The sequence below is a fragment of the Janthinobacterium sp. GW821-FHT03A03 genome (assembly GCF_059421435.1).
The window spans coordinates 915868-942557 of record NZ_JBWKUZ010000001.1 but is presented as its reverse complement, the minus strand read 5'-3'; the positions used below and the strand labels follow the sequence as shown (position 1 = coordinate 942557).

Below are 26690 nucleotides of genomic sequence, written 5' to 3'. Positions count from 1 at the left end.
GCGTCATTGGCTCAGCAGGCTGCCGCCGCGGAAGGCGACGGCGCCGGCGACCTTGCCGACGTTCATGCCGCGCAGGACGTGGCGATGCGCGCTGCGCGCGAAAAAGACACCGGCGACGGTGCAGCGCAAGGTCGTTGTCTCGCCGCTGACTGGGTCGATCAGGTCGGCCACGGCGTCGCCGGCGGCCAGCATGTCGCCCATTTCACGCAGGTAGACCAGCACGCCGTGATGCGGCGCGAGGATCGGTTCCACGCCGGCCAGCGGTGTCGGTTCGCATTGCGGCGCGGGCAGGTCGTCGCCGGCGCCGGCGATGTCCAGCACGCCCTCGATGGCGAGAAAGCGCAGCAGGGCGGCGGCGTCGCGTTCGGCCAGGGCGTAGCTTACTTCCACTTCGCCGCGCAATTCGACGGTGGTTGACAGGCAGGCGGCGGGAATCGGATAGCGGCCGCCGAAGTGGTTGTCGAGGTCCCACCACAGGCGGCTGCAGGCTTCGTCGAATGGCTCTTCGCCGGCTGCTAGCTCCAGCAGCACGGCGCGCGCGCCCAGCAGGGCGGACAGGGGCGAGATCTGCGCCGCCAGCGGCGTGCCCGTATAGATATGCAGGGCCGCCTCGTTATCGCAGTGCAGGTCGAGGACGATGTCGGCGTCAATGGCCATGCCCAGCAGGGTTTTTTTCAGCGTTTCCGCATCCGTGCCCGGCCGCCAGGCGGCGACGGCGGCGCGCGCATGCTCGCGTATCAGGGCCACGTTGGCCTTGGCATCCTGTCCCAGTTGGCCGTCGAGCGTGGTTTTCAGTTCATCGGCCACGTGGCGGTAGGCGCGGTTGAAGTTGATGCCGGTGGTCAGGTCGAAGCGGCCGAACGGCGCGCCATGGATGGCCTGCGCCAGGCCGATGGGATTGGCGGCCGGCACCAGGATGATTTCACCGTGTACCTTGCCGGCGGCCTCCAGCGCCAGCAGCTCGCGGCGCAGGAATTGCGACACCAGCATGCCCGGCACCTCGTCCGCGTGCAGCGCCGCCTGGATGTAAACCTTTTTGCCGCTGCGGCTGTCTGCGGCCGCGCCGCCAAAGTGAAAACTGCTCAACTGGCAGGCGACGCTGGCGTGCGGCGTGGAGATGGGGTGCTGGTGTGCTTGCATGGTGATTCGCTCCTACATGGGGCGCGGTTGATGGCTTGCGGTCGATTATGTAGCAATATTTTCACGAAGTAAATCAGTGAAAATCCTTTTACAAATATTTGTTGAGTTTTCTTTTTGATATGAGTAGAGTAAGTTCCAGCGACCCGATTTCGCCTTTCCGCCATTGATCCCCAGTATCCAAGAACACAGGCCGCCAGTGATATGAAAGCATCCGCCAGTCCTGCCAGAAGCAGCGGCCGCACAACACCTGCCACAACGCAGTCGTCGCCCGATGCCGCCTTCGCTCAGTCTTCGTTGGGACAGGCGTTGATGCATGTGCTGGCCAGCGGTTCTGCCTCGCAGCGGCAGATCGCCGACTACCTGCTGCGCAACCAGATGCGCGTCATTGCGCTGGGTATCGAAGAATTGGCCGACAGCTGCCAGGTGTCGACGGCCACCATCAGCCGCTTCGCGCGCGACATCGGCCAGAAGAATTATTCGGCCATGCGCGGCGCCATGGCCGAAACCTTGCAGGCGCTGCTGCAGCCGGTCGACAAGCTACGGCATACGATAGAGCGTCGCGCGCGCGCCACTTCGCCAGTCACGGAAAGTCTGGAATATGCGGCCGCGAACATCGCCGCCACGTCCGCCGCCTTGTCGCTGCCCGATATGCACGCCGTGGTACGGCGCCTGACGCACGCCAAGGTCGTGTATGTGATGGGTTTTGGCCTGTCTGCCAACCTGGCAGGCATGCTGGTGCAGCATCTGCAACCGTTTTGCCCGCATGTGGTGGAAGTGGTGGGCATCGGCGGCTCGGAAGTGGCGGCCGGCCACCTCGTCAACCTGACGGCACAGGACGTGCTGCTGGTGATTTCCTTCCCCCGCTATACGCTCGACTGCGTCGGCCTGGCCAGCTTTGCGCGCGACCGCGGCGCCTGCATCGTGGCGCTCACCGACTCTCCCGCGTCGCCACTGGCCGAATTGGCCGACCACGCGCTGTATGCGCAAAGCAGGCATCCCGTTCTGCCCAGCAGCGCCAGCACGGCGCTGGCCATGATCGAGGCGCTGGCCGTGGCGCTGATGGTATCGAACAGGGACAACGTCGACAAGGCCGCACGCCTGAGCGAGGTGATCGCCGCCTACCTCTATGGCGGCGAATACGGGGTGCAGCCCCCCAGGAAAACGGCAGCACAGCAGCGCAAGGCGGTACCTAAAAAGCAGTCATTATAAAAATCAGGGTCAACACCATCCGGGAGAGCGGGAATGCAGACGAAAAAACAACAGGACGGAACTGCGCTGCCACGTGAAGCGGTACTGGCGCATGCCGTGCGCCTGACGCTGGGCATTTTGAGCGCCACGGCGGCGCTGGCCATGCCGGGCAGCGCCGCGCTGGCGCAAGAGCTGGCGCAGCCCAAACTGCAGCGCGTGGAAATCACGGGATCGGCCATCAAGCGCCTGGAATCGGAGACGGCGCTGCCGGTGCAGATCATCACGCGCGCCGATATCGAAAAAGCGGGCGTGACGACGGCGGCCGAGCTGATGGCGCGCGTGTCGGCCAACGTGGGCGGACTGACCGATGGGGCCAGCATCAACGTGGGCGGCGACCAGCGCGGCTTCAACAGCGCCAACCTGCGCGGCGTGGGCACGTCATCGACCCTGGTGCTGCTTAATGGCCGGCGCATGGCCAACTTTGCCTCGCCCGGTGACGATGCGGGCGTTGACCTGAACAACATTCCCGCCGCCGCCCTGCAGCGCGTGGAAGTATTGCTCGACGGTGCTTCAGCCCTGTACGGCACGGACGCTATCGGCGGCGTCATTAATTTTATTACACGCAAGGATTACCAGGGCGTGGAGCTGAATGCCTACGGCGGCGGCACGCAGGAAGGCGGGGCCGGCAAGCGCACGGCCAGCATCACGGCAGGCACGGGCGACCTGGCGGAGGATGGCTATAATATCTTTGCCGTGGTCGACCTGCAGAAAACTGACCGCCTGAGCACCTCGCAGCGCAAGTTCATTCCGAACCTGCATGTGCCGGAGCGCCTCGGTCATTTGCTGTCCAGTTACACCAGTCCGGCGAATATCCGCCTGAGCAGCGACCAGCGCGACTACCTGCAGGAGCAGGGTTTTCTGCTCAATGGCCAGCCGATCACGAATCGCCTGATCAATCTGTCGATTCCAGGCTGCAGCGGACCGGCCAATGTGTACCTGCCGGCCGGCACGGGCGGCGTCGATGCGTGTACCTATAACTATATGGGCGACACCGAGCTGTATCCGAAAACGGACAAGCAGAACCTGCTGACCCGCGGCGTCCTCAAATTGAACAACGATCACCAGTTGTATGCGGAAGTGGCGTTGAGCCGTTCGCGCAGCTATTACGTGGGATCGACAGCGCGGCCGGATGGCGAAATCGATGCCAGCATGGTGCCGCAGCTGAGCGCTGCCGGGTTGACCGGCACGCTGGCCCTGCGCATCCGCCTGAACGAAGCGGGCATGCGCACCAGCGAATTGACCAGCGAAAGCCAGCGCTACGTGGTGGGCGCCACCGGCACCGTGGGCGGCTGGGATTACGACGTGGGCTTGAATCACAGTGTCAATGTGGTCAGGGACAAGGACACGCACGGCTACCTCCTGGCCGACCAGCTACAAAAGGGCATCACGGATGGCACCATCAATCCCTTCGGCCCCTCCAGCGCTGCGGGTAAGGCGCTGCTTGAGAACATCCAGGTCAACGACGAAGTGCGGCATGCGCGCGGCGTCATGGATGCGCTCGATTTCAAGGTGTCGCGTGCCTTGATGTCCATGGGCGGCGGCGACATGGCGCTGGCGGTGGGCGGCGAAGTGCGGCGCGAGCGCACGGACTTCCGGCCATCCGCATTGCTAATGAGCGGTAACATCACCAACGATGACGCGCCCGAAGGCGGCGTGGCCACCAGCGACAGCCGCAATGTGCAAGCCATCTATAGTGAATTGTTATTGCCGTTCAGCAAGCAATGGCAGGCGCAGCTGTCCGGCCGCTATGACCATTACCAGCAGGTGGGCGGCGCCCTCAGTCCGAAGGTCGGCCTGACCTACATGCCCAGCAAGCAGGTGCTGCTGCGCGCCTCGGCCGGCAAGGGTTTCCGGGCGCCGTCGATGTCGGACCTGCACCGGCCCACTGTCTATAGCCAGACGGCGACCCTGCCCGATCCCGTGTACTGCGAAGCCGAGAACAACGACTACTCTGTCTGCGCCGACAACTGGCGTACGCGCCGCTACAGCAACGACAAACTGAAACCGGAGCGCAGCCGCCAGTTCACGGCCGGCGTGGTGCTCGAACCCGGCCAGCACTGGACCTTCAGCCTGGATTACTGGAATATCAGGCGCACGGACCTGATCAGCGAAATCGGCGACGACATCATCCTGTCCAACCTGTCCAAGTACGGCAACCTCGTACACCGCGACGAAGACAATGGAATCCGCTACATCGAGCTGCGCAAGGAAAACCGCGGCGCGCAAAAAGCCTCGGGCATCGATATCACGGCCGACCTGCATGGCGTAAAAACGGCATGGGGGCATTTCGGCGGCCACCTGAGCGGCACCTACGTGCTCGATTCGAAAATCCAGACCAGCCCTGGCGATACTTTTGTCAGCAATCTCAATAAATTCGTCACGGACGGCGTGGTGCAGCGCTGGCGCCACACGATTACCCTGGATTGGGACCACGGGCCGTATTCGGCCAGCCTGTCGAACACGTATTCGAGCGGCTACGATGACCAGAACTCGGCCATCAATACCGACGACGGCAGCGTGGTCAAAGCGAACCGGGTGAAGGCCTATACGCTGTGGGACATGTCGGGCGCGTATGCGGTCAGCCAGCAGTTCAAGCTGCGCGCCGGCATCCAGAATCTGTTCAATACCAGTCCGCCATACTCGAACCAGGCGTATTTTTTCCTGTCCGGCTATGACCCCAGCTACGCGGACCCGCGTGGGCGGCGCTTCTATGCCAGCGCCAGTTACAGTTTCAGGTAAACGGCCGGAAAACACGAGATACCGCAATACCGCTGTCACACACAGCGGGTAGTATCGTAGTTCGATGGAGTTGGATTGCAAGCAGCAGTATTGGCAGCAAAGGCGCATGCCAGTATCAACAAGTGTGCGCCACTTTCTTTGCATTTGAAAGGCACCATGAAATCATCCGCAAGCCTGTATCAGAAATTCTGTGCCACGCTGCTGTCCGCGCTGGCGTTGTGCTGCTTCCACGCCATGGCGGCGCCCGGCGGCAGCGCCATCGGCAGTGCGCCGCAGGGCACCCTCGTCATTATCGGCGGCGGCCTGCGTGCCGACAATGCCGAAGTGTGGCAGCGCATCGTCAAGTTGTCGGGTGGTCCAGGCGCGCGCATCGCCGTGCTGGCCTCGGCCGCGATGAACCCGGAAAAATCGGGTGAAAGCATTATCAAAAAACTCAATCAATATGGCGCCGATGCCTTTTTCGTGCCGCTGGCCGTCAAGCTGGCCAATCGCGATTACCGCAAGGCTGCAGAAGACCCGGCCATCGTGACGCAGATCAAGTCGGCCACCGGCATCTATTTTGCCGGCGGCGACCAGGGCCGCATCACGCAAGCCCTGCTGCGCCCGGACGGCAGCCGCACGGCCGCGCTGGAAGCCATCTGGTCGGTCTACCGCAACGGCGGCGTGATCGCCGGTTCCAGCGCCGGCGCGGCCATCATGAGCACCACCATGTTCTATGATGCCAAGCCCGTGCTGGACATGCTGAAAATGGGCGTGACGGATGGCCGCGAAATCGCGCCGGGCCTGGGCTTCATCGGCAGCGACGTCTTCGTCGACCAGCATTTGCTGGTGCGTGGCCGTTTCGCGCGCATGATTCCCGTGATGCTGAAAAAAGGCTATCACCTGGGACTGGGCATCGATGAAAACAGCGCCATGGTGGTCGACGCCATGCGCGATGTGGAGGTCATCGGCTACAGTGGCGCCCTGTTGATCGACCTGTCGGGCGCCATCAGCGATCGCGGCGTGAAGAATTTCAATATCAGCAATGCGGCCATCAGTTACCTGGACCGGGGCGACAAATTCAATCTCGTCACGCGCGTGTTTACGCCCTCACCCGACAAGGCCGACAACAAGCTCGATCCGAACCAGCCCGACATGCGCGAACCCGTGTTTACCAACGATATCCTCGGCAACAACGCCGTGCTGGACCTGATGGGTAACCTGATCGACAATGCCCAGCAGGAAGCCATCGGCATCGCCTTCGGCAACCCGCGCGACCCGTATCCGGACCTGGGCTTCGAATTCCGCTTCAGTAAAACGGTCAACAGCGTCGGCTACAGCTCGACCGAGGCGGAAGCGTACTCGGTACTGAAACTGCGCCTTGACATCCGCCCGATCCAGCTGCGCCAGCCCCTGTACCGCTACAAGTAGCTTGCGCCGGCACGCCGCCAGCGGGGCCGGGCCGCGATCGTCAAGGCCCGCAGCAGCCACTCGACGGGGCCATACGCGTGGCCGCGCAGCCACCAGCGGCTCAATGGAAGCTGCAGGCTGAAGATGATGGCGGCCAGCACCAGGGCGCCCAGCGGCGAGACGCTGCCCATCAAGCGCGCGCCATACGCGAGGAACAGCCAGGCGCAGACGGCCGACTGCAGCAGGTAGTTCGACAGGGCCATGCGGCCCGTGTCGGCCAGCAGCGCAAACAGCATGCTGTCGCGCAGGCGCTCGAACAGGGCCAGCGCCAGCGCCAGGTAGGCGCCCGCCAGCAGCGGCGCGCTCGCCAGGCCGACGGCCAGTCCCGCTACCTGCCATGCCTGACTGTCGACATACACGGAGGTCCACGCATAAATGGCCGCGCCGGGCACACCCACCAGCGCGCCGGCCCACAGCAGGCGCCGGCGCAGCGGCAGATAGTCGGCGGCGTGCAGCAGCATCTCGCGCTTGCCGGCAGCCAGGCCGCACAGGAACATGGCCAGCGCGCAGGGCGCCTGCACCAGCAGCAGGACGATCCAGATTTCACTCAGTTCGCGCAGGTGCTGATTGACGACGGCGGCCGGCGTGGCGCGGTAGGCGGCCAGCGCGCTTGCCGCTTTCTGGGCCATCGCCACGGCGCTGTCCGCAGCGTCGCCCGCCGGCTGCAGGCTTTGCAGCCAGGCCATGCCTGACCAGAATGCCGCGCAGACGACGACTAGCACCAGGGCCAGGGACAGCGCCTGGCGTTCGCCGCAGCGGTGCAGCGCCAGCAGGACGATGCCCAGCACGGCGTAGGTGGTCAGTATGTCGCCATGAAACAGGAACACGGCATGCATGGCGCCAATCAGCCACAGGCCTGCTTGCCGGCGCAGCATGCGCGGCACGAATGGCGCCTCGGCGCGCGTGGCCGCCTGCATCTGCAAGGTGAAGCTGTAACCGAACAGGAAGGAAAACAGCAGATAGAACTTGGTCTCGAACAGCAGCGCGACGAGAAAATGCGTGGCGCGGTCGACGCCGCCGTGAAAGGCCGGATCGCTCAAGCCCAGGCCGAACCACGGCGTGGCGAAGGCGCCGATATTGACGACCAGGATGCCGAACAGGGCACAGCCGCGTAGGGCGTCGACGTCGGCGATGCGCGTGGGCGGGACTTTCATGGCGCCGCTGTTGCCCGGACCGGGTGCAGGAAGCGTGCCAGCAGCAGGTGCAAACCGGCGCGCTGCGCCAGCGGCGCGTAATCGGGATCGACGGCGACCCGGTTGAAGATGCCGTCGATCAGCGCGGCGATCCAGCCGGCCGTTTGCGCGGGGTCCAGCGCCGCGTCGATCTGGCCTGCTGCCGCCGCCTCTTCCAGCAAGGTTTGCAGGCCGCCGCGCAGGCCGGCGTCATTGCGCGCCACCCTGGCCGCGATGTCCGTGTCGCGCATCGCTTCAGCGGAAATTTCCAGCGTCAGGCCCGCAAAGTCCGCGTCGGCCGCCAGCGCCAGCACCAGGTCCATGAAGTCGAGCAAGGCGCCGTATGCATCCGCGCTGCCTTGCAGGCCGGCGAAATAGGCTGCCGTCTCGCTGCCTTCCTGGTCGACGATGGCGCCGATGATGGCTTGCTTGGTGGGGAAATAATGAAACAGGTTGCCGGGACTCATGCCCGCCTGCGCGCAGATGGCGGCGGTGCTGGTCTGGTGAAAGCCCTTGCGGGCGAAGCAGCTGCGCGCCGCCGTGAGAATGGCGGCGCGGCGCGCCGCATGTTTGTCGGGATCGATGGTGCGCATGGTGTTTGGCGGCCCTTTTAATTAATCGATTAATTAGTCTAATATAAAGGGATTACGCGACGCGGTCAAGCTGGGTGCTTTGCAGCGCCGATTCCTGTCGCTACAATGTGCCGCACCGGATTTTTCCATGCCCGCCGCCGGCGCCGCTGTTTGTTCGGAAAACCGTTTCTTTTACCCGTTTTTCTACCGTGTTAGGAATGAGATGCAGCAGACCCCGATCCGATCCCTCCTGTGCGCGCTGGCGCTGGCCGCCGGCATGGTTCCCGCCGTGCAGGCGGCCCAGCCAGCCACCATGCGCCTCGATTACCAGCATAGCGGCAATGCGCTGGGTGAACATTATGCGGTCGAGCGCGTGCTGGTCGAGCCCTTGCCATGGCCGGGCAACCTGGCGCGCCCCATCGACGACAGCAATCGCGGCAACAACATGCTGGAAGTGGTCGACATCAAGTCGGGTCAGGTGCTGTATTCGCGTGGTTTTTCCACCATTTTCGGCGAATGGGCCAGCACCGACGAAGCGAAAACCACCACGCGGGCCTTCCAGGAATCCGTGCGCTTCCCGCAGCCCGAGCGCCCGGTGCGCGTGCGCATCCTGAAACGCGACGAGCGCGGCCTGTTTTCCATTGTGTGGAGCACCGATGTCGACCCTGCCGCGCAGGATGTGATCCACAAACAGCCGCCGGCGCCCGTCAAGCCGATACCGATCCGCATCAGTGGGCCATCGAGCGACAAGGTCGACCTGCTGATCATGGGCGACGGCTACACGGCGGCCGAAATGGACAAGTTCGAGGCGACGGCGCGCAAGCTGGCCGAGCACCTGTTTACCGTCTCGCCATTTCGCGAGCGGGCCAATGACTTCAACCTGTGGGCCATGGCCGCGCCGACGCAGGAGTCAGGCGTGTCGCGTCCATCGACGGGCGTGCACCACGCCTCGCCGCTGGGCACGCGCTACGATATCTTCGGCAGCGAGCGCTATGTGCTGACGACGGACAACCGCGCCCTGCGCGACCTGGCGCAATACGCGCCGTATGAGTTCATCGAAATCCTCGTCAATAACGATACCTATGGCGGCGGCGGCATCTTCGGCCAGTTCAGCACGGCGGCGGCGAACAACGATTGGGCCAATTACCTGTTCGTGCATGAATTCGGCCACCATTTCGCCGGCCTGGCCGACGAGTACTACACTTCGCCCGTGGCCTATCAGTCGAATGGCGAGCGCCAGGAACCGTGGGAGCCGAACGCCACGGCGCTGCGCGATCCGTCCAAACTGAAATGGAAGAGCCACATCAAGGCCGGCACGCCGCTGCCGACGCCATGGCCGAAGGAAGCGTACGACAGCCATGCGCGTGAGTATCAGCAGCAGCGCGCGGCCCTGCGGGCGGCGAACCGCCCGGAAAGCGAGATGAGCGCCTTGTTCAAGGCCGACCTGGCCTACACGCAGCAGTTGTTTTCCAAGGCCCCGCAGCGTCATGCGGTGGGCGCGTTCGAGGGGGCGAACTACGAATCGTCCGGTTACTACCGGCCCGAGATGCAATGCATCATGTTTGACCGCAGCGAGACCTTCTGTTCCGTGTGCCGGGATGGCATCAGCACCATCATCGACCTGTATTCGCGTCCTGCGGCAGCGCCGGGCAAATAATGCCGTTTCTGTCATTCCTGTAATTCATGGTAGGCCATGTTGCAATGCAATAGCATGGCCGCCTTTTTTGCCTTTCCTCCCCTTCCTGCGTCGCAGCCGTGCATCTGTGCTGGTGTTTCCAGCAATACCAATTTACGTTTGCTGCTGCCCTTTTCTTCCCGTCAGCCCGATACTGTTATTAAATACATATGACGATTCGATTGCTTAGAAATTATTTCATTTAAATAATATTGATGTAGAATTTGATGTACATCAATGTTGCATCGCCGCAATCGCACTTATAGTTGACCTAGCTCAAAAGCGTTCTGCATGCGGATCGGACACATCGCGAATCACGCATCGAAATGCTGTAGAGTAATTTTCGCCCCGTACCAGTTCCCCGAGAATGCACTGGTGCGGGCTTCGAATTTCAGTGACGGAAGCCAGATTCATGAAGATGCCGATCCCCGCGCCCGACGCGTGCAGTACCCTCCATCCCCACACTCCCATCGTGTTGCCCTATGCGCGTGCCGGCGGCATGACGCTGGCCACTGGCGCCGCCGCCGTCTGCGCTGGCGCGGTGCCGTGCGTGCACGCGGCCACGCCCTGGCCGCCATTGCGTCCGTCCAGGTCATGATGGCGCCCGTGTCGCCGTCTCCGACGTTGCAGGGCAAGCGGGGGCTGGTGGTGGGTATCGCCAACATGCAAAGCATCGCCTGGGGCTGCGCCAGCGCACTGCGCGCAGCGGGCGCCGACCTGGCCGTGACCTGGCTCAATGACAAGGCCCGCCCCCATGTGGAGCCGCTGGCGCGGCAGGTGCAGGCTGCCATCATGGCACCGCTCGACGTGTCCGTGCCGGGGCAGCTGGAAGCCCTGTTCGCGCAGATTGAACGGCAATGGGGCACGCTTGATTTCGTCGTCCATTCCATCGCCTACGCGCCGAAGCAGGACTTGCATGGCCGCGTGGCGGACAGTTCGGCCGACGGTTTTGCGCAGGCGATGGATATCTCCTGCCATTCCTTCATGCGCATGGCGAAGCTGGCCGAACCCCTGATGCCGGACGGCGGCAGCCTGATGACCATGAGTTATCTGGGTGCGGAGGAAGTCATCGCCGACTACGGCCTGATGGGCCCCGTGAAGGCGGCGCTGGAAGCGTCGGTGCGCTACCTGGCCGCCGAACTGGGGCCGCAAGGCATCCGCGTCAACGCCATTTCGCCAGGGCCACTGGAGACGCGGGCCGCTTCCGGCATTGCCCATTTCGACCGCCTGATGGCTGACGCCATCGAACGCTCGCCCCTGCGCCGCCTGGCCACCATCGAGGACGTGGGCGCGCTGTGCGCTTTCCTCGCCGGCGATGGCGCGCGCGCCATCACGGGCGGCACCCTGTATGTCGATGGCGGCTACAACATTCTGAATTGACTGGAAGATGATGACCATGGCTGTTTCTGCTTTGCCCCCTTGCGCCAGAATGGCGGCATTTGCTGCCAGCTTGCTGCTGGCCGGCTGCGCCTCGCTGGCGCCGCCATATGCGCCACCGCCGCTGCCCGTGGCGGCGCAGTATCCTGAAAATGACGCTGCCGGCGCACATGCGCCCGACGTGGCCTGGCAAGCCTACTTTGCCGATCCGCGCCTGCAGGCGCTCATTGCGCGGGCGCTGGCCGGCAACCGCGACATCCGTATTGCCGCCCTGCGCGTGGAAGAGGCGCGCGCGGCGTACGGCATCCAGCGCGCGGAACAGTTTCCCACCATCGCGCTGGGCGCCTCCGGCAGCCGCGCGCGGGTGCCGGCTGACCTGAGCGTGACGGGCCGTCCCATGACGAGCGCGCAATACCAGGCGGGCTTGAACGTGAGCGCCTGGGAACTCGACTTCTGGGGCCGCGTGCGCAGCCTGAATGACAGCGCGCTGCAAACCCTGCTGGCCAGCGACGAGGCGCGCCGCGCCGTCGGCGTGGCCCTGGTGGCGCAGGTGGCCAATGGCTACCTGGGCTTGCGCGAACTCGACGAACGCGTGGAACTGGCGCGCGCCACGGTCGACAGCCGCGCCGAATCGCTGCGCATCTTTACGCGCCGCTTCGAAGTCGGTTCGATTTCCAAGCTGGACCTGACGCAGGTGGAAACCCTGCTCAGCCAGGCCCTGTCGCTGTCGGCCCAGCTGGAGCAGGCGCGCGCCGTGCAGGCGCACGCGCTGGCCCAGCTGGTGGGCGGTCCCGTCGACCTGACGCCGGTCGCTGGTGAGGTGCGCCGCTTCGACGACGCCAGCGTGCTGCAGCCGCTGCATGCGGGCCTGCCGTCGGCCTTGCTCACGCAGCGCCCCGACCTGATCGCCGCCGAGCACCAGCTGCGCGCCGCGCAGGCCAATATCGGCGCCGCGCGCGCCGCCTTCTTTCCCACCATTTCGCTGACGGCGGGCTACGGCACGGCCAGCGCGGAACTGAGCGGCTTGTTCGATTCGGGCAGCGGCGCCTGGAATTTTGCGCCGCGCCTGGTGCTGCCGATTTTTGATGCAGGCCGCCTGCGCGCCAACATGGAGCTGGCCGAAGTGCGCCGCGACGTCGCCGTCGCCAACTATGAAAAGAGCGTGCAGGGCGCCTTCCGTGAAGTGGCCGACGCGCTGTCGAACCGGCGCTGGCTGGCGCTGCAGGTCGATATCGGCAAAACCACCCTGGCCGCGCAGAGCGAACGCGCACGCCTGGCCAAGCTGCGCTACGACAATGGCGCCGCGCCCTACCTGGAAGTGCTCGATGCCCAGCGCGACCTGCTGACGGTGGAGCAGCAGCTGGTGCAGACGCGCCGCGCATTGCTCTCGAGCCAGGTCAGCCTGTATGCGGCCCTGGGCGGCGGTGCGCCCGTCACCTCCGCCAGTTCAGCCACCGCTTCCGCCCACTAATTTGATCGCCCTGATACCCATGACTCCACAACTGAAGAAAAAACTCATTCCCGCCGCGCTGGTCGTGGCCGTTCTCGTGCTGGGCTACGTGGCCTGGCAAAAAATGCGCCCCACGGGCCCTGGCGAAGGCTTTGTCAGCGGCAATGGCCGCATCGAGGCGACGGAAATCGACGTTGCCACCAAGCTGGCCGGCAGGGTCAAGGAGATCCTCGTGCGCGAGGGCGACTTCGTCAAGGCGGGCCAGCCGCTGGCCAGCATGCAGGTCGATTCCCTGACGGCCCAGCGCGACGAGGCGCGCGCACGCCAGCAGCAGGCGTCCGATGCCGTGGTCGGCGCGCAGGCGCAGGTGGCCGTGCGCGAGAGCGACAAGGCGGCCGCGCTGGCCATGGTGGCGCAGCGCGAAAGCGAACTCGATGCGGCCAAGCGCCGCCTGGCACGCTCCGAAACCCTGTCGAAGGAGGGGGCTTCCTCGGTGCAGGAGCTCGACGACGACCGCGCCCGCGTGCGCAGCGTGGCCGCCGCCCTGAATGCGGCCAAGGCGCAGGTGACGGCGGCGCAGGCTGCCATCGACGCGGCAAAAGCGCAAGTGGTCGGCTCGCGTTCCGCCGTGGTGGCCGCCGAGGCGACCACGGCGCGCATCGATTCGGATCTGGCCGATGGCCAGCTGACGGCGCCGCGCGACGGCCGCGTGCAATACCTGGTGGCGCAGCAGGGCGAGGTGCTGGCGGGCGGCGGCAAGGTGCTCAACCTGGTCGACCTGTCGGACGTCTACATGACCTTCTTCCTGCCCGAGACGGCGGCCGGCAAGGTGGCGCTGGGCGGCGAAGTGCGCATCATCCTTGATGCGGCGCCCAATTATGTGATTCCAGCGACGATTTCCTTCGTTGCCGCCAGCGCGCAGTTCACGCCAAAGACGGTGGAAACGGCCAGCGAGCGCCAGAAACTCATGTTCCGCGTGAAAGCGCAGATCAGCCGCGAACTGCTGCTAAAGCATCTGGCCCTCGTCAAAGTGGGTTTGCCCGGCGTGGCCTGGGTGCGTCTTGATGCAAAGCAGGCATGGCCCGCTGAACTGACGGCCAAGGTTCCGCAGTGAGCATGGACGCAACCCCCTTTGTCGTCAGCATCAAGGGCGTCAGCCAGCATTACGGCAAGACGGTGGCGCTCGACGCCATCGACCTGGACGTGCCGGCCGGCCGCATGGTTGGCCTGATCGGTCCCGACGGCGTGGGCAAATCGAGCCTGCTGTCGCTGGTGGCCGGCGCGCGCGCCGTGCAGCAGGGCAGCGTGATGGCGCTGGGCGGCGACATGCAGGATGTGCGCCATCGCGACGACGTCTGCCCGCGTATCGCCTACATGCCGCAAGGCCTGGGCAAGAATCTGTATCCGACCCTGTCGGTCGAGGAAAACCTGCAGTTTTTCGCGCGCCTGTTCGGCCACGACGCGGCCGAACGCCGTCGCCGCATCGATCAGCTGACCCGCAGCACGGGCCTGCAGCCCTTCCTCGCGCGGCCGGCGGGCAAGCTGTCGGGCGGCATGAAGCAGAAACTGGGGCTGTGCTGCGCCCTGATCCACGATCCCGACCTGCTCATTCTCGATGAACCGACCACCGGCGTCGATCCGCTGGCGCGCGCCCAGTTCTGGGACCTGATCGCCGGCATCCGCGTGCAGCGCCCGCAAATGAGCGTGATGGTGGCCACCGCCTACATGGACGAGGCGCAGCGTTTCGATTGGCTCGTCGCCATGGATGACGGCAAGGTACTGGACACGGGCACGCCGGCTGAACTGCTGGCGCGCACGCAAAGCGACAACCTGGAAGCGGCCTTTATCAAGCTGCTGCCCGAAGCCAAGCGCGCGGGCCACCAGCCCGTGGTCATCACGCCGCTGGACGCGGCCAGCGCGCAGGACGTCGCCATCGAGGCGCAGGAGCTGACCATGCGCTTCGGCGACTTCACGGCCGTCGACCATGTGAATTTCCGCATTGGCCGCGGCGAGATCTTCGGTTTTCTTGGCTCGAACGGCTGCGGCAAGTCGACCACCATGAAGATGCTCACGGGTCTGCTGCCGGCCACGGAAGGCAAGGCCTGGCTGTTCGGCAAGGAGGTCGATTCCAACGACATCGACACGCGCCGCAGGGTCGGCTACATGTCGCAGGCGTTTTCCCTGTACAGCGAACTGACGGTGCGCCAGAACCTGGTGCTGCACGCGCGCCTGTTCCACGTGCCGGAGGGCGAGATCGCGGCAAGGATCGACGAAATGGCGCAGCGCTTCGACCTGTGCGACGTGATGGAGGATTTGCCCGACAGCCTGCCCTTGGGCATACGCCAGCGCCTGTCGCTGGCCGTGGCCATGGTGCACAAACCGGAAATGCTGATCCTCGACGAGCCGACCTCCGGCGTCGACCCGATCGCGCGCGACAATTTCTGGCGCCTGATGATCGAGCTGGCGCGGCGCGACCGCGTCACCATTTTCATCTCCACCCACTTCATGAACGAGGCCGAGCGCTGCGACCGCATATCGCTGATGCATGCGGGTAAAGTGCTGGTCAGCGATGCGCCGGCGGAACTGGTGCGCAAGAAGGGCGCACCGTCGCTGGAGGCGGCCTTCATCGCCTACCTGGAAGAGGCGGGCGGCGGCACGGCGCCGGCGGCGCAGGAAAGCGAAGCGCCCGTGCAGAAAGCTGAAACGGCCGCACCGCAGCAGCAGCAGCAGCAGCAGCAGCAGCAGCAGCAGCAGCGCAGCCGCTTCAGCCTGGGCCGCATGCTCAGCTACATGTGGCGCGAAACGCTGGAGTTGCGGCGCGACCCCGTGCGCCTGACGCTGGCGCTGGGCGGCTCGGTGCTGCTGCTGTTCGTCATCGGCTTCGGCATCAGCCTGGACGTCGAAGACCTCAGCTATGCGGTGCTCGACCACGACCAGACGACCCTGAGCCAGAATTACACGAACAACCTGGCCGGTTCGCGTTACTTCGTCGAGAAGGCGCCGCTGCGCGACTACGCCGATATCGACAAGCGCATGCGCAGCGGGGAACTGTCGCTGGCCATCGAGATTCCGCCCGGCTTCGCGCGCGACGTGCAGCGCGGCGCGCCGGCGCAGGTGGGCGCGTGGATCGACGGCGCCATGCCGATGCGCGCGGAAACCGTGCAGGGCTACGTGCAGGGCATGCATCAGCTGTGGCTGGCCGACCAGGCCTTGCACCGCTACGGCATCACGATGAGCAACCCGGTCGCCATCCAGACGCGCTACCGCTACAACCCGGACGTGAAAAGCCTGCCCGCCATGGTGCCGGCCGTGATTCCTTTGCTGCTGCTGATGCTGCCGGCAATGCTGGCGGCGTTGTCCGTGGTGCGCGAAAAGGAACTCGGTTCCATCATCAATCTGTACGTGACGCCCGTCACGCGCCTGGAATTCTTGCTCGGCAAGCAAGTGCCGTACGTCGTGCTGGCCATGTTCAACTTCGTCCTCATGGCGCTGCTGGCGGTCACCGCCTTCGGCGTGCCGATCAAGGGCAGCTTGCCGACCCTGATCGGCGCCACCTTCATCTTCAATATCTGCGCCACCGGCATCGGCCTGTTCGCCTCGACGTTTACGCGCAGCCAGATCGCGGCCCTGTTCGTGACCATGATCGGCACCATGATCCCGGCCATCCAGTTTTCCGGCCTGCTCAATCCCGTCTCGTCGATGGAAGGCGTGGGCAAGGCCATCGGCCTGATGTATCCGGCCACGCACATGCTCAACATCAGCCGCGGCGTGTTCAACAAGGCGCTGGGCTTCGGCGACTTGCACGCTTCGTTCTGGCCCCTGATCGTCGCCATTCCCGTGATCCTCGGCGTGACCGTGGCGCTGCTGAAGAAACAGGAGTCGTAAGCGTATGCGCCACCTTGAAAACATCTACCGCCTGGGCGTGAAGGAAATCTGGAGCCTGATCCGCGATCCGATGATGCTGATCCTGATCCTCTACACGTTTACGCTGGCCATCTATGTGGCCGCTACGGCCAAGCCGGAAACCTTGCACATGGCCTCGATCGCCATCGTCGACGAGGACGGCTCGCCGCTGTCCGGACGCATCGCCTCGGCCTTCTTCCCGCCGCAGTTCACGCCGCCGGCCATGATCAACCAGAGCCAGGTCGACGCGGGCCTGGACGCGGGCCAGTACACCTTCGTGCTGACGATACCGCCCAAGCTGCAGGCCGACGTGCTGGGCGGGCGCCACGCGGAATTGCAGCTGAACGTGGACGCCACGCGCATGAGCCAGGCCTTCAGCGGCAGCGGCTACATCCAGCAGATCGTCGCCGGCGAGGTGTCCGAATTCGCCAAACGCTATCGGGGCGCGACCGTCTCGCCGGTGGAGCTGGTGATGCGCGCGCGCTTCAATCCTTCGCTGAGCCAGGCGTGGTTTGGCTCGCTGATGGAAATCATCAACCAGGTGACGATGCTGTCGATCATCCTTACGGGCGCAGCCCTGATCCGCGAGCGCGAACACGGCACTATCGAGCATCTGCTGGTGATGCCCGTGACACCGGCCGAGATCATGCTGGGCAAGGTCTGGTCGATGGGCCTCGTGGTGCTGCTGGCCGCGGCCCTGTCGCTGAACCTGGTGGTGCGCGGCATGCTGCACGTGCCGATCGAGGGCTCGATCGCGCTGTTCCTGTGCGGCGCGGCCCTGCACCTGTTCGCCACCACCTCGATGGGGATTTTCCTCGCCACCGTGGCGCGCAGCATGCCGCAGTTCGGCATGCTATTGATCCTCGTGCTGCTGCCGCTGCAGATGCTCTCGGGCGGCAGCACGCCGCGCGAAAGCATGCCGGAGCTGGTGCAGAACATCATGCTGATCGCGCCCACCACGCATTTCGTCGAATTGAGCCAGGCGATTCTGTACCGGGGCGCCGGCATCGATGTGGTGTGGAAGCCTTTCCTGGCCCTGCTGGCGATCGGCACGGCCCTGTTCACGTTCGCCCTTGCCCGCTTTCGCAAGACCATCAGCCAGATGGCGTAGGTTCCGTGCCGGATCGCCCGGCGTTTTTTTGCATCTAAAGGATAGCCATGAAGATAGAATCTGCTCCATTTTTCTCCAGCGGCGGCTTGCCGTCCCTGGGCATGCTGGGCGACTATGCGCGCGACTCGTGGCAGCGCATCGTGCTGTACGCTGACGTGATGCGCCGGCGCGGCAACCAGTACCAGGAACACCTGGCCGAGGAAGTGCCGAACGTGCTCGATTTTCCCGCCGAGGTGGTGATGTCGGGCCTGGAACTGGCCCGTCCCGTCAACTACGGCCTGGCGCGCATATTGACGCCTGATGCGCCCGAGCCTGATCCATCGAAGCGCCCGTTCGTCGTCGTCGATCCGCGCGCCGGCCACGGTCCCGGCATCGGCGGCTTCAAGGCGGAAAGCGAGATCGGCGTGGCGCTGCGCGCCGGCCACCCTTGCTATTTCATCGGTTTTCTGCCAGATCCCGTGCCGGGACAGACAGTGGAAGACGTGATGCACGCCGAGGCGGCCTTCCTGGAGAGAGTCATCGCCCTGCATCCGCTCAGCGAGGGCAAGCCCGTCGTCATCGGCAATTGCCAGGCGGGTTGGCAAATCCTCATGACGGCGGCCATGCGTCCGGAATTGTTCGGCCCCATCATCGTGGCCGGCGCGCCCGTGTCCTACTGGGCCGGCTGGCACGGCCGCAATCCGATGCGCTATGCGGGCGGCCTGATGGGCGGCAGCTGGGCCACGGCGCTGGCGGGCGACCTGGGCAAGGGCCGCTTCGACGGCGCCAGCCTGGTGCAGAATTTCGAAAAGCTGAATCCGGCCAACACCCTGTGGAGCAAGCAGTACAACTTGTATGCGAACATCGATACGGAGGCGCCCCGTTACCTGGAATTTGAAAAATACTGGGGCGGCCATGTGTTCCTGAACGACGTCGAGATGCAGTACATCGTCGACAATCTGTTCATCGGCAACCGCCTGGCCACGGCGGAATTGATTACCTCCGACGGCGTGCGCCTGGACTTGCGCAATATCCGTTCGCCCATCGTCGTGTTCTGCTCGAACGGCGACAACATCACGCCGCCGCCGCAGGCGCTGGGCTGGATTACGGACCTGTACCGCGACGACAACGACGTGCTGATGCACGACCAGACCATCGTGTATGCCGTGCACGACAGCATCGGCCACCTGGGCATTTTCGTCTCGGCCAAGGTGGGGCACAAGGAACACCAGAAATTCGCCAGCAATATCGACCTGATCAACCTGCTGCCGGCCGGTATCTATGAAGCGAGGATCGTCGACAAGACGCCCGATACGCCGAACGCGGACCTGGCCAGCGGCGACTATGTGCTGCAGGTCGAGCACCGCGGCATCGAGGACGTGCGCGCCATCGTGCAGCCTAGCGTGGAAAACGACCGCAAGTTCGCTGCCGCCGCGCGCGTGTCCGAAGTGAACCTGGCCTTGTACCGCACGTTTGCGCAGCCTTTGGTGCGCGCCATGGTCACGCCGCAGTCGGCGCGGTTTCTGCAGCTCGCGCACCCGCTGCGCGTATCGTACGAGCGTTGGACCGATCACAATCCGCTGGCCAGACTGGTGGCCAGGGAAGCGGAAAAAGTGCGCGCCCAGCGTCAGCCGGTATCGCCCGACAACCCGCTGCTGGCCATGCAGGAGGCGTTTTCCGGCGCCATTACGGCTGGCTTGAACAGCTGGCGCGACTGGCGCGATACGCTGCAGGAAACGACCTTTGACCTGGTGTATGGTTCGCCGCTGGTGCAGGCATTGACGGGACAAGCCATCGGCGATACCGCGCCGCCGCGCCCCCATCCAGGCATCTCGCCCGAGCATTGCGAATACGTGCGTTGCGAAACGCGCAAGATGGACGAGGACATGCAGCGCGGCGGCCTGGTGGAGGCAGCCGTGCGTGCGCTGTTCTATATCTACCGCTTCCGCATGATCGCCGACGAACGCAGGGTCAACCTGGCCCTGAAACTGATCAAGCCGCAATACCGGCAGGATGTCAGCATGGAGGAGTTCCGCCACATCGTGAGGCAGCAGGCGCGCCTGATGCTGCATGATTTCGATGCCGCCATCGCCGCTTTGCCGGCCTTGCTGTCGCGCGCCGATCCGGACGACATCGGCGCGCTGGCCGAGTGGCTGCAGCAGGTGCTGCAGGTGCCCGAAGCGCCGACGCCGGACGAGGAGGCGAGCCTGCAGCAGATGCTGGGCGTCTTTGACCGCGCCGCCACGGCGCAGGAAAAGGCACCGCAGCCGGACGCGCGCGCCTCCCATGCTGGACCCAAAGCCAAACCGGCCAAACACATTACCCCTGTCTAGAAGACCACGATGACTACTACCCAAGACGATGATTTGAATATCGTGCGTAACCGCACCTTCGAGCAGATCGCCATCGGCGACACTGCCAGCATTACGCGCACCTTGAGCATGGACGATATCTCCCTGTTCGCGGTGATATCGGGCGACGACAATCCGCAGCATCTCGATACGGAATTTGCCGCCGCCAGCCGCTACCAGGGCGTGATCGCCCATGGCATGTGGGGCGCGGCCCTCATTTCCGCCGTGCTGGGCACGCGCCTGCCCGGCGCCGGCACCGTCTACACGGGCCAGACCCTGCGCTTTTTGCAACCCGTGCGCGTGGGCGATACCTTGGACATCAGCGTCACCGTCACGGCGCGCGAGCCGCGCAGCCGCCACGTGACCCTGGCTTGCCGCTGCGTCAACCAGCATGGCGCCGTGGTGCTCGACGGCGAAGCGCAGGTGATTGCGCCCGCCGAGCAGATCGAACGCGCGCGCGCTACCCTGCCGGAAGTCCGCCTGCATAACGGCGACGGCACGCGGCGCCTGCTGGAGCACGCGCGCACGCTGGGCCCCATCAGGGTGGCCGTGATCCACCCCTGCGATGAACTGAGCCTGTCGGGAGCCCTCGATGCGTATGCGGCAGGCCTGATCACGCCCGTGCTGGTGGCGCCGCGCGCGCGCCTGGAAGCGGTGGCGGCCGAAGCGGGCCTGAGCCTGGCCGGCATCGCCATCGAGGACGTCGAGCATAGCCATGCGGCCGCCGCGCGCGGCGCCGAACTGGCGGGCAAGGGGGAAGTCGAGGCGCTGATGAAGGGCAGCCTGCACACGGATGAACTGATGTCGGCCGTGCTATCGGCCAGTGCTGGCTTGCGCACCAAGCGCCGCATCAGCCACTGCTTCCTGATGCAGACGCCCGCCTATCCGCGCCCCTTCATCATCACGGATGCCGCCATCAATATCGCGCCGAACCTGGCCATGAAGGCCGACATCGTGCGCAATGCCATCGACCTGGCGCACGTGATCGGCGTGGCCCGGCCGCGCGTGGCCATCCTGGCCGCCGTGGAAACGGTGAACGCGGACATGCCGGCGACTTTGGACGCGGCCGCCCTGTGCAAGATGGCCGACCGCGGACAGATCACGGGCGCCATCCTCGACGGCCCGCTGGCTTTTGATAACGCCGTGTCGATCGCCGCCGCCACCGTCAAGGGCATCGTCTCGGAAGTGGCGGGGCGTGCCGACATCCTGCTGGTGCCCGACCTGGAAAGCGGCAACATGCTGGCCAAGCAGCTTGAATACATGGGCGACGCGGACAGCGCCGGCATCGTGCTGGGCGCGAAAGTTCCCGTCATCCTCACCAGCCGCGCCGATTCGCGCGCCAGCCGCATCGCCTCGTGCGCCATCGCCGTGATGCTGGCCAACCATTACCGGAGCACGCCGCCATGAACGCGCCATTCACCCACGCCGACGGCACCCTGATCCTGGTGCTCAATTGCGGTTCGTCGAGCATCAAGTTCGCCCTGTTCGAGCAGACGGGCGGCGTGCTGCCGCAGCAGGCGCAATGGAGCGGCAAGGTCGAAGGCATCGGCCGCGAAAGCGCCACGTACCGCGCCGGCGGCCTGCCGGCGGTCGCCTTGCAGCTGGACCCGCAGCAGCCGCATCACGCGGCGCTCGAATACATCCGCGCGCAAGTGGTGGCGCAGCTGGACGGGCGTGCGCTGCGCGCCGTGGCGCACCGCGTGGTGCATGGCGGCAGCAAGTATTTCGCCCCAGTGCGCATCGATTTCGCCGTGCTGGCGGACCTGAAAAGCTATGTGCCGCTGGCGCCCCTGCACCAGCCGTTCGCACTGGAAGCGATCGAGGTGCTGCTCACATCGCGGCCCGACATCGCCCAGGTGGCGTGCTTCGACACGGCCTTCCACCATACGGTGCCGCAGGTCGAGCAGATGCTGGCCCTGCCTTACGATGCATGGGAACGGGGCTTGCGCCGCTATGGTTTCCACGGCCTGTCGTACGAATACCAGTCGCTGGTGCTGGAACAGCGTTTTGGCGCTGTCGCGCGCGGCAAGGTCATCGTGGCCCACCTGGGCAGCGGCGCCAGCCTGTGCGCCATGGACAATTTGCGCAGCGTCGCCACCACCATGGGCTTTTCCGCGCTCGACGGCCTGATGATGGGCACGCGCTGCGGTTCGCTCGATCCGGGCGCCGTGATCTACCTGATGGAAATCGAAAAGCTGTCGCTGGAAAAAGTGGCGCATGTGCTCTACCACGAGTCTGGCTTGCTGGGCGTGTCGGGCGTGTCGGCCGACCCGCCCGTGCTGCTGGCGCAGCAGGAGCGGCAGGATGCCACGGGCGAACGCATCCGCGCCGCGCTGGCCCTGTATATCCGCCGCATCGTGCGCGAGATCGGCGCCCTGACGGCCGTGCTGGGCGGACTGGACATGCTGGTGTTTACGGCCGGTATCGGCGAGCACAGCGCCGAGTTGCGGCAGCGCATTTGCGCCGAGCTGGGTTTCCTCGGCCCCGTGCTCGATGCGCAGGCCAATGCGCGCAACGCCAGCCGTATCTCCACCGACGCCAGCCGCATCGTGGTAGGCGTGGAGCCGGCCAACGAGGAGTGGGTGGCGGCACGCCACGCGGCCCTGGCCGTGGGCGCATGAAGATCTGAAGCGTAGGGCAGCGCTCGATGGGAAATTTGCTGAAATGCACATATTTTCCGTTGAGTGCGATAACGCACAGTCTGGTTTTTGTTTTGTCTTTACTATGAAGTCATGCCATTGCGCTACATCAAGAAACAGCGCGATGCCTGGCAAATTTTGAACATTTTGCCCGCCTATAGTAAGAATAAAATTAAACCATATTGAAAGGTCTCATCATGAACAAATTACTCGCCGCCCTGATCGCTACCCTGTTCGCTACCGCCGCCTTCGCTCAAACCGCGCCGGCCACGGAAGCTGTCGTGAAAGCCCAGGCTTCCGCGCAAAAAGACGTCAACAAGGCTGCCGCTTCGGAAGCCAAGGTCGATGCCAAGGCTGACGCCAATGTCGCCAAGGCCGAGATGAAGGCTGACGAAAAGAAAGCTGACGCCCATCACAAGGCAAGTAAAACCAAGGCCAAGGCCCACGATAAAGTTGTCAACGCCGATGCGGAAGACAAGCTGAAAGCGGAAGCCAAGGCAGACAAGACCGATGCCAAGGCCGATGCGAAAGCGACCAAGGCCGCTGTGAAAGCGAATGCCAAGGTCGCCAAGGAAAAAGTCGAAGCGAACGCCGACAAGGCCATCGCCGCCACCAAAACGGAAGAAGCCAAGGCCAAGGCCGACGCTGAAGTCAAGGCTGCCGCCGCAAAATAATTCGCCATTTGCGCGTGCAGGTTTCCCTGCAGAAAAAAAGACAGCTTCGGCTGTCTTTTTTTTTTGTCGGCCTTTTGTGCCGGCCTTGCCATCCTTGATGTGCCTCAATTCCCTGCCTGATCGGCGTGCCATAGTGAACTGGCAGACAGACGAAGGGAGACATCATGAGCACCGCTAAAACGAAAAAGACACCGGCAACCGGTTCGGCTGAAGGCGCGCCTGCCATGCAGTCCATGCCGGTGGAGGGAGACGTGCATGCTGGCACTGATGTGGACGACGCAGACGCCATGCCGGGGCCGCGCCTGGGCGTGTCCTATGCGGACCAGGCTGCCATCCATGCCGGCGCCGTGGATGCCGGCGCCATGCCCGGTGGCGGCATGCAGCAGGCATCGCAGGGCATGGCCGGCGCCAGTTGCATGCACGTGGGTGATGGCGGCGGCATGGGCGGCGACCGCGATGGCGGGGGCGGCGCAGGGGGCATGGGCGGCGACGGTGGTGGGCAGGGCAGTGGCACGCCTCAGGTGCGCACCTGCGCCACGATGGATGTGCATCGCCGCTTGCTGACCGAGGATCCGTCCTATGCAAATATCCGCGCCGATATTGAAAACCTGGCAGGACTGTATGAGGGCGACAGCAGCATTGCCGGGCGCTCCGGCGTGACGCAGATACCGGTGGTGGTGCACGTAGTGTGGAACACGGCGGCGCAGAATATCTCGGATGCGCAGATCGCCAGCCAGATCGATGTGCTGAACCGTGATTACCGGCGCGTCAACCCGGATGTTAACAACACGCCGGCACCCTTCCTGCCGCTGACGGCCGATGCGCGCGTGGAATTCGCGCTGGCCGCGATCGATCCGAATGGCGCGGCCACCAGCGGCATCGAGCGGCGCCAGACGACAGTGACGTCCTTCGGTGCCGACGATGCCGTCAAATCGCAGGCGACGGGCGGCATGAATGCCTGGCCGGCGGACACCTACCTCAATGTCTGGGTCTGCCAGCTTGGCGGCGGCCTGCTCGGCTATGCGCAGTTTCCCGGCGGCCCGGCCGCTACCGACGGCGTGGTAATCCTGCAATCGGCCTTCGGCACGACCGGTACGGCGGCGCCGCCCTTCCACCTGGGACGCACGGCCACGCACGAAATCGGCCACTGGCTGAACTTGAACCATATCTGGGGCGACGACGGCACGGGGTGTTCGGGCACGGACAACGTGGCCGACACACCGAACCAGGGCGGGCCGAACACGGGCCAGCCTTCGTTCCCCCATATTTCCTGCAGCAATGGGCCGAATGGCGACATGTTCATGAACTACATGGATTATGTGGACGACCCCGCCATGTTCATGTTCACGGCGGGCCAGGTGGCACGCATGCAAGCCTGTCTCGATGGGCCGCGCGCCAGCATCGGCACGGGGACGGGCGGCACGGGCGCCACGCCGCGCCAGAGTTCTTCACCCGTCGTGGCCTGGGGCGCGAACCGCCTCGACGTCTTCGTGCTGGGCACGGACCGCGCGCTGTACCACAAGGCCTGGAACGGCACGGCCTGGGCGCCGTCCGTCACCGGCTATGAAGGGCAGGGCGGCATCTGTACCAGCGCGCCGCAGGTGGTGTCGTGGGCGCCGAACCGGCTTGACGTGTTTGTCACGGGCACCGACAGCGGCTTGTTCCACAAGTGGTGGAACGGCACGGCCTGGGGACCGTCGCTGACGGGCTACGAAGCGATGGGCGGCTTGTGCGTGGGCGACCCGCGCGCCGTGGCGTGGGGGCCGAACCGCCTCGACGTGTTTGTCGTCGGCACGGACCGCGGCCTGTATCACAAATGGTGGAACGGGTCCGCCTGGGGGCCGTCGCTGACGGGATACGAAGCCATGGGCGGCATCTGCCTGGGCCAGCCGGAAGCCGTGGCGTGGGGGCCGAACCGCCTCGACGTGTTCGTCATCGGCACGGACCGGGCCCTGTACCACAAGTGGTGGAACGGTACGGCCTGGGGACCGTCGCTGACGGGCTACGAGCGCCTGGGTGGCATTTGCACCTCGTCGCCGAAGGCGGTGGCCTGGGGACCGAACCGGCTCGACGTCTTCGTCAGCGGCACCGACGGTGCGCTGTACCATAAATGGTGGGATGGCGCGAAATGGGGGCCGTCCGTTGACGGCTTCGAGCGCCTGGGCGGTATCTGCGTGGGCGAGGTGGAAGCCGTGTCGTGGGCGGCCAACCGTCTCGACCTGTTCGTCATCGGCACGGACAGCGCGCTGTACCACAAGGCGTGGAACGGCTCGGCCTGGACGCCGTCGCTGACGGGCTTTGAGAGCCTGGACGGCGTGTGCACCTCGCGTCCGCGCGCCACGGCCTGGGCGGCGAATCGCCTTGATGTCTTTGTCACTGGCACGAATGGCGCCCTGTTCCACAAGGCGTGGAACGGTACGGCCTGGTCGCCATCCGTGAGCGGCTATGAAAGCCTGGGCGGCGTGGTATCGTGTTTCTGATGGCAATATTGTAAACGGGAGGCGGCATGCATGATATGACAACGGTACTTCCCAGCGGCAGCTGGACGCATTCCTTCGAGGAGGATGCCGATGGTATCGAGGTGTACCGGCCCACCGCCACGTTTGCCTTTCCTCCCAGCCGCAAAGGGCGCAAGGTACTCGAATTCGGCGCACCCGCCGGCGCCATGGCGCAAGGGGAGGCGACATTGACGTCGATGGCGCCCGGCCCCGACGACCGTCCCCGCGCCGGCCCCGTTACCAAGCTGGTGCCGCTGGGCATGGGCCGCTATGCCTTGGGGGATGCAGCCGGGAAGCAGGATGTGATCGATATCGTCGAAGCGACACCCGACGTGCTGCGCCTGGCGCGGCATTAAGGCTGGCCGCGCAGCTTGTGCGCGAGCGCCGTGCGGTTGCCCACGTCCAGCTTCTCGTAAATTGCATGCAGTTGGTTGCGCACGGTGGCCGGTGACTTGCCCAGTTCCCTGGCGATGCTTTTATACGGCAGACCTTCGGCTGCCATGGCCGCCACCAGCCGTTCTGCCGGGGTCAGGCGCTGCATGGCGGCCTGCCTGAAACGTTGTTTGTCATCCTTGCTCTCCTGTCCGTGGGCGGCATGCCGGTGGCATGCCTGCAGGGATAACGGGAGCATGGCGCATATCTGTAAATTTATTTTCCCCTACCGCCGCCACGTGCGATGGGCAAAAAAAAGACAGGCGAGCCTGTCTTTTTGT

At 64.8% G+C, this 26690-nt stretch carries 19 protein-coding genes; 15 read left to right on the top strand and 4 right to left on the bottom strand.

Going from position 1 to position 26690, the window contains the following annotated elements:
• Positions 1-3: 3 nt before the first annotated feature.
• On the bottom strand, positions 4-1140 hold the full coding sequence (locus tag AC07VI_RS04250) for a succinylglutamate desuccinylase/aspartoacylase family protein (protein WP_086143697.1): 1137 nt from the start codon (positions 1138-1140) through the stop codon (positions 4-6).
• 309 nt (positions 1141-1449) lie between these two features.
• On the opposite strand from AC07VI_RS04250, the gene AC07VI_RS04245 reads away from it, so the two are divergent.
• From AC07VI_RS04245 to AC07VI_RS04235, 3 genes are all read left to right on the top strand, one after another.
• The gene (locus AC07VI_RS04245) at positions 1450-2349 is read left to right on the top strand and encodes a MurR/RpiR family transcriptional regulator (protein ID WP_226935432.1); all 900 of its coding nucleotides are present in this window, start codon (positions 1450-1452) and stop codon (positions 2347-2349) included.
• Between the two features lie 33 nt (positions 2350-2382).
• Positions 2383-5127 (top strand): TonB-dependent receptor, encoded by a 2745-nt coding sequence (locus AC07VI_RS04240; protein WP_086143699.1) that lies wholly within the window; start codon positions 2383-2385, stop codon positions 5125-5127.
• Between the two features lie 156 nt (positions 5128-5283).
• Positions 5284-6537, top strand: coding sequence for a cyanophycinase (locus tag AC07VI_RS04235; RefSeq protein ID WP_086143700.1), 1254 nt, complete (start codon positions 5284-5286; stop codon positions 6535-6537).
• Here the strand turns inward: AC07VI_RS04235 and AC07VI_RS04230 are convergent.
• Positions 6528-7730 (bottom strand): DUF418 domain-containing protein, encoded by a 1203-nt coding sequence (locus AC07VI_RS04230; RefSeq protein WP_086143701.1) that lies wholly within the window; start codon positions 7728-7730, stop codon positions 6528-6530. The two genes, AC07VI_RS04235 and AC07VI_RS04230, sit on opposite strands and share 10 nt — an antisense overlap.
• On the bottom strand, positions 7727-8341 hold the full coding sequence (locus tag AC07VI_RS04225) for a TetR/AcrR family transcriptional regulator (protein WP_086143702.1): 615 nt from the start codon (positions 8339-8341) through the stop codon (positions 7727-7729). The genes AC07VI_RS04230 and AC07VI_RS04225 overlap by 4 nt, the downstream gene beginning before the upstream one ends.
• A 202-nt stretch (positions 8342-8543) precedes the next feature.
• On the opposite strand from AC07VI_RS04225, the gene AC07VI_RS04220 reads away from it, so the two are divergent.
• The 12 genes from AC07VI_RS04220 to AC07VI_RS04165 all read left to right on the top strand — a co-directional run bounded on the left by AC07VI_RS04220 (position 8544) and on the right by AC07VI_RS04165 (position 26333).
• Positions 8544-9977: an IgA Peptidase M64 gene (locus AC07VI_RS04220; protein WP_172404639.1), complete on the top strand. Its 1434-nt coding sequence runs from the start codon at positions 8544-8546 to the stop codon at positions 9975-9977.
• A gap of 615 nt (positions 9978-10592) precedes the next feature.
• Positions 10593-11375 carry an enoyl-ACP reductase FabI gene (fabI, locus tag AC07VI_RS04215; protein WP_086143971.1) on the top strand — a complete coding sequence of 261 codons (783 nt, stop codon included), beginning with the start codon at positions 10593-10595 and terminating at the stop codon, positions 11373-11375.
• 10 nt (positions 11376-11385) lie between these two features.
• Entirely contained in the window at positions 11386-12843 is a 1458-nt protein-coding gene (locus AC07VI_RS04210) for an efflux transporter outer membrane subunit (protein WP_086143703.1), read from the top strand.
• A gap of 19 nt (positions 12844-12862) precedes the next feature.
• Positions 12863-13936 carry an HlyD family secretion protein gene (locus AC07VI_RS04205; protein ID WP_086143972.1) on the top strand — a complete coding sequence of 358 codons (1074 nt, stop codon included), beginning with the start codon at positions 12863-12865 and terminating at the stop codon, positions 13934-13936.
• 2 nt (positions 13937-13938) lie between these two features.
• Positions 13939-16707: a ribosome-associated ATPase/putative transporter RbbA gene (gene rbbA / locus AC07VI_RS04200; protein ID WP_492995814.1), complete on the top strand. Its 2769-nt coding sequence runs from the start codon at positions 13939-13941 to the stop codon at positions 16705-16707.
• A 4-nt stretch (positions 16708-16711) separates the two neighbouring features.
• Positions 16712-17836: an ABC transporter permease gene (locus AC07VI_RS04195; protein WP_086143705.1), complete on the top strand. Its 1125-nt coding sequence runs from the start codon at positions 16712-16714 to the stop codon at positions 17834-17836.
• 47 nt (positions 17837-17883) lie between these two features.
• Complete coding sequence (locus tag AC07VI_RS04190; protein WP_086143706.1) at positions 17884-20148, top strand: DUF3141 domain-containing protein; 2265 nt, start codon at positions 17884-17886, stop codon at positions 20146-20148.
• 9 nt (positions 20149-20157) lie between these two features.
• Positions 20158-21573, top strand: a complete 1416-nt coding sequence (locus AC07VI_RS04185) for a bifunctional enoyl-CoA hydratase/phosphate acetyltransferase (RefSeq protein ID WP_492995811.1) — start codon at positions 20158-20160, stop codon at positions 21571-21573.
• Positions 21570-22787, top strand: coding sequence for an acetate/propionate family kinase (locus tag AC07VI_RS04180; RefSeq protein WP_086143708.1), 1218 nt, complete (start codon positions 21570-21572; stop codon positions 22785-22787). Before AC07VI_RS04185 ends, AC07VI_RS04180 begins: the two co-directional genes overlap by 4 nt.
• A 215-nt stretch (positions 22788-23002) precedes the next feature.
• Positions 23003-23479, top strand: a complete 477-nt coding sequence (locus AC07VI_RS04175) for a hypothetical protein (RefSeq protein ID WP_086143709.1) — start codon at positions 23003-23005, stop codon at positions 23477-23479.
• Between the two features lie 164 nt (positions 23480-23643).
• Positions 23644-25959, top strand: coding sequence for a DUF8189 domain-containing protein (locus AC07VI_RS04170; protein ID WP_492995808.1), 2316 nt, complete (start codon positions 23644-23646; stop codon positions 25957-25959).
• Between the two features lie 26 nt (positions 25960-25985).
• Positions 25986-26333 (top strand): hypothetical protein, encoded by a 348-nt coding sequence (locus tag AC07VI_RS04165; RefSeq protein WP_086143710.1) that lies wholly within the window; start codon positions 25986-25988, stop codon positions 26331-26333.
• Here AC07VI_RS04165 and AC07VI_RS04160 read toward each other — a convergent pair.
• Positions 26330-26608: a helix-turn-helix domain-containing protein gene (locus tag AC07VI_RS04160; RefSeq protein ID WP_086143711.1), complete on the bottom strand. Its 279-nt coding sequence runs from the start codon at positions 26606-26608 to the stop codon at positions 26330-26332. The genes AC07VI_RS04165 and AC07VI_RS04160 overlap by 4 nt on opposite strands.
• Between the last annotated feature and the right edge of the window lie 82 nt (positions 26609-26690).

Bases quoted from the DNA above. Each gene is read 5' to 3' on its own strand.
- AC07VI_RS04170 (WP_492995808.1), top strand. From the start codon at position 23,644: ATGAGCACCGCTAAAACGAAAAAGACACCGGCAACCGGTTCGGCTGAA.
- AC07VI_RS04210 (WP_086143703.1), top strand. From the start codon at position 11,386: ATGACCATGGCTGTTTCTGCTTTGCCCCCTTGCGCCAGAATGGCGGCA.
- fabI (WP_086143971.1), top strand. From the start codon at position 10,593: ATGGCGCCCGTGTCGCCGTCTCCGACGTTGCAGGGCAAGCGGGGGCTG.
- AC07VI_RS04230 (WP_086143701.1), bottom strand. From the start codon at position 7,730: ATGAAAGTCCCGCCCACGCGCATCGCCGACGTCGACGCCCTACGCGGC.
- AC07VI_RS04235 (WP_086143700.1), top strand. From the start codon at position 5,284: ATGAAATCATCCGCAAGCCTGTATCAGAAATTCTGTGCCACGCTGCTG.
- AC07VI_RS04175 (WP_086143709.1), top strand. From the start codon at position 23,003: ATGAACAAATTACTCGCCGCCCTGATCGCTACCCTGTTCGCTACCGCC.
- AC07VI_RS04165 (WP_086143710.1), top strand. From the start codon at position 25,986: ATGCATGATATGACAACGGTACTTCCCAGCGGCAGCTGGACGCATTCC.
- AC07VI_RS04180 (WP_086143708.1), top strand. From the start codon at position 21,570: ATGAACGCGCCATTCACCCACGCCGACGGCACCCTGATCCTGGTGCTC.
- AC07VI_RS04245 (WP_226935432.1), top strand. From the start codon at position 1,450: ATGCATGTGCTGGCCAGCGGTTCTGCCTCGCAGCGGCAGATCGCCGAC.
- rbbA (WP_492995814.1), top strand. From the start codon at position 13,939: ATGGACGCAACCCCCTTTGTCGTCAGCATCAAGGGCGTCAGCCAGCAT.
- AC07VI_RS04240 (WP_086143699.1), top strand. From the start codon at position 2,383: ATGCAGACGAAAAAACAACAGGACGGAACTGCGCTGCCACGTGAAGCG.
- AC07VI_RS04190 (WP_086143706.1), top strand. From the start codon at position 17,884: ATGAAGATAGAATCTGCTCCATTTTTCTCCAGCGGCGGCTTGCCGTCC.
- AC07VI_RS04205 (WP_086143972.1), top strand. From the start codon at position 12,863: ATGACTCCACAACTGAAGAAAAAACTCATTCCCGCCGCGCTGGTCGTG.
- AC07VI_RS04160 (WP_086143711.1), bottom strand. From the start codon at position 26,608: ATGCTCCCGTTATCCCTGCAGGCATGCCACCGGCATGCCGCCCACGGA.
- AC07VI_RS04225 (WP_086143702.1), bottom strand. From the start codon at position 8,341: ATGCGCACCATCGATCCCGACAAACATGCGGCGCGCCGCGCCGCCATT.
- AC07VI_RS04250 (WP_086143697.1), bottom strand. From the start codon at position 1,140: ATGCAAGCACACCAGCACCCCATCTCCACGCCGCACGCCAGCGTCGCC.
- AC07VI_RS04185 (WP_492995811.1), top strand. From the start codon at position 20,158: ATGACTACTACCCAAGACGATGATTTGAATATCGTGCGTAACCGCACC.
- AC07VI_RS04195 (WP_086143705.1), top strand. From the start codon at position 16,712: ATGCGCCACCTTGAAAACATCTACCGCCTGGGCGTGAAGGAAATCTGG.
- AC07VI_RS04220 (WP_172404639.1), top strand. From the start codon at position 8,544: ATGCAGCAGACCCCGATCCGATCCCTCCTGTGCGCGCTGGCGCTGGCC.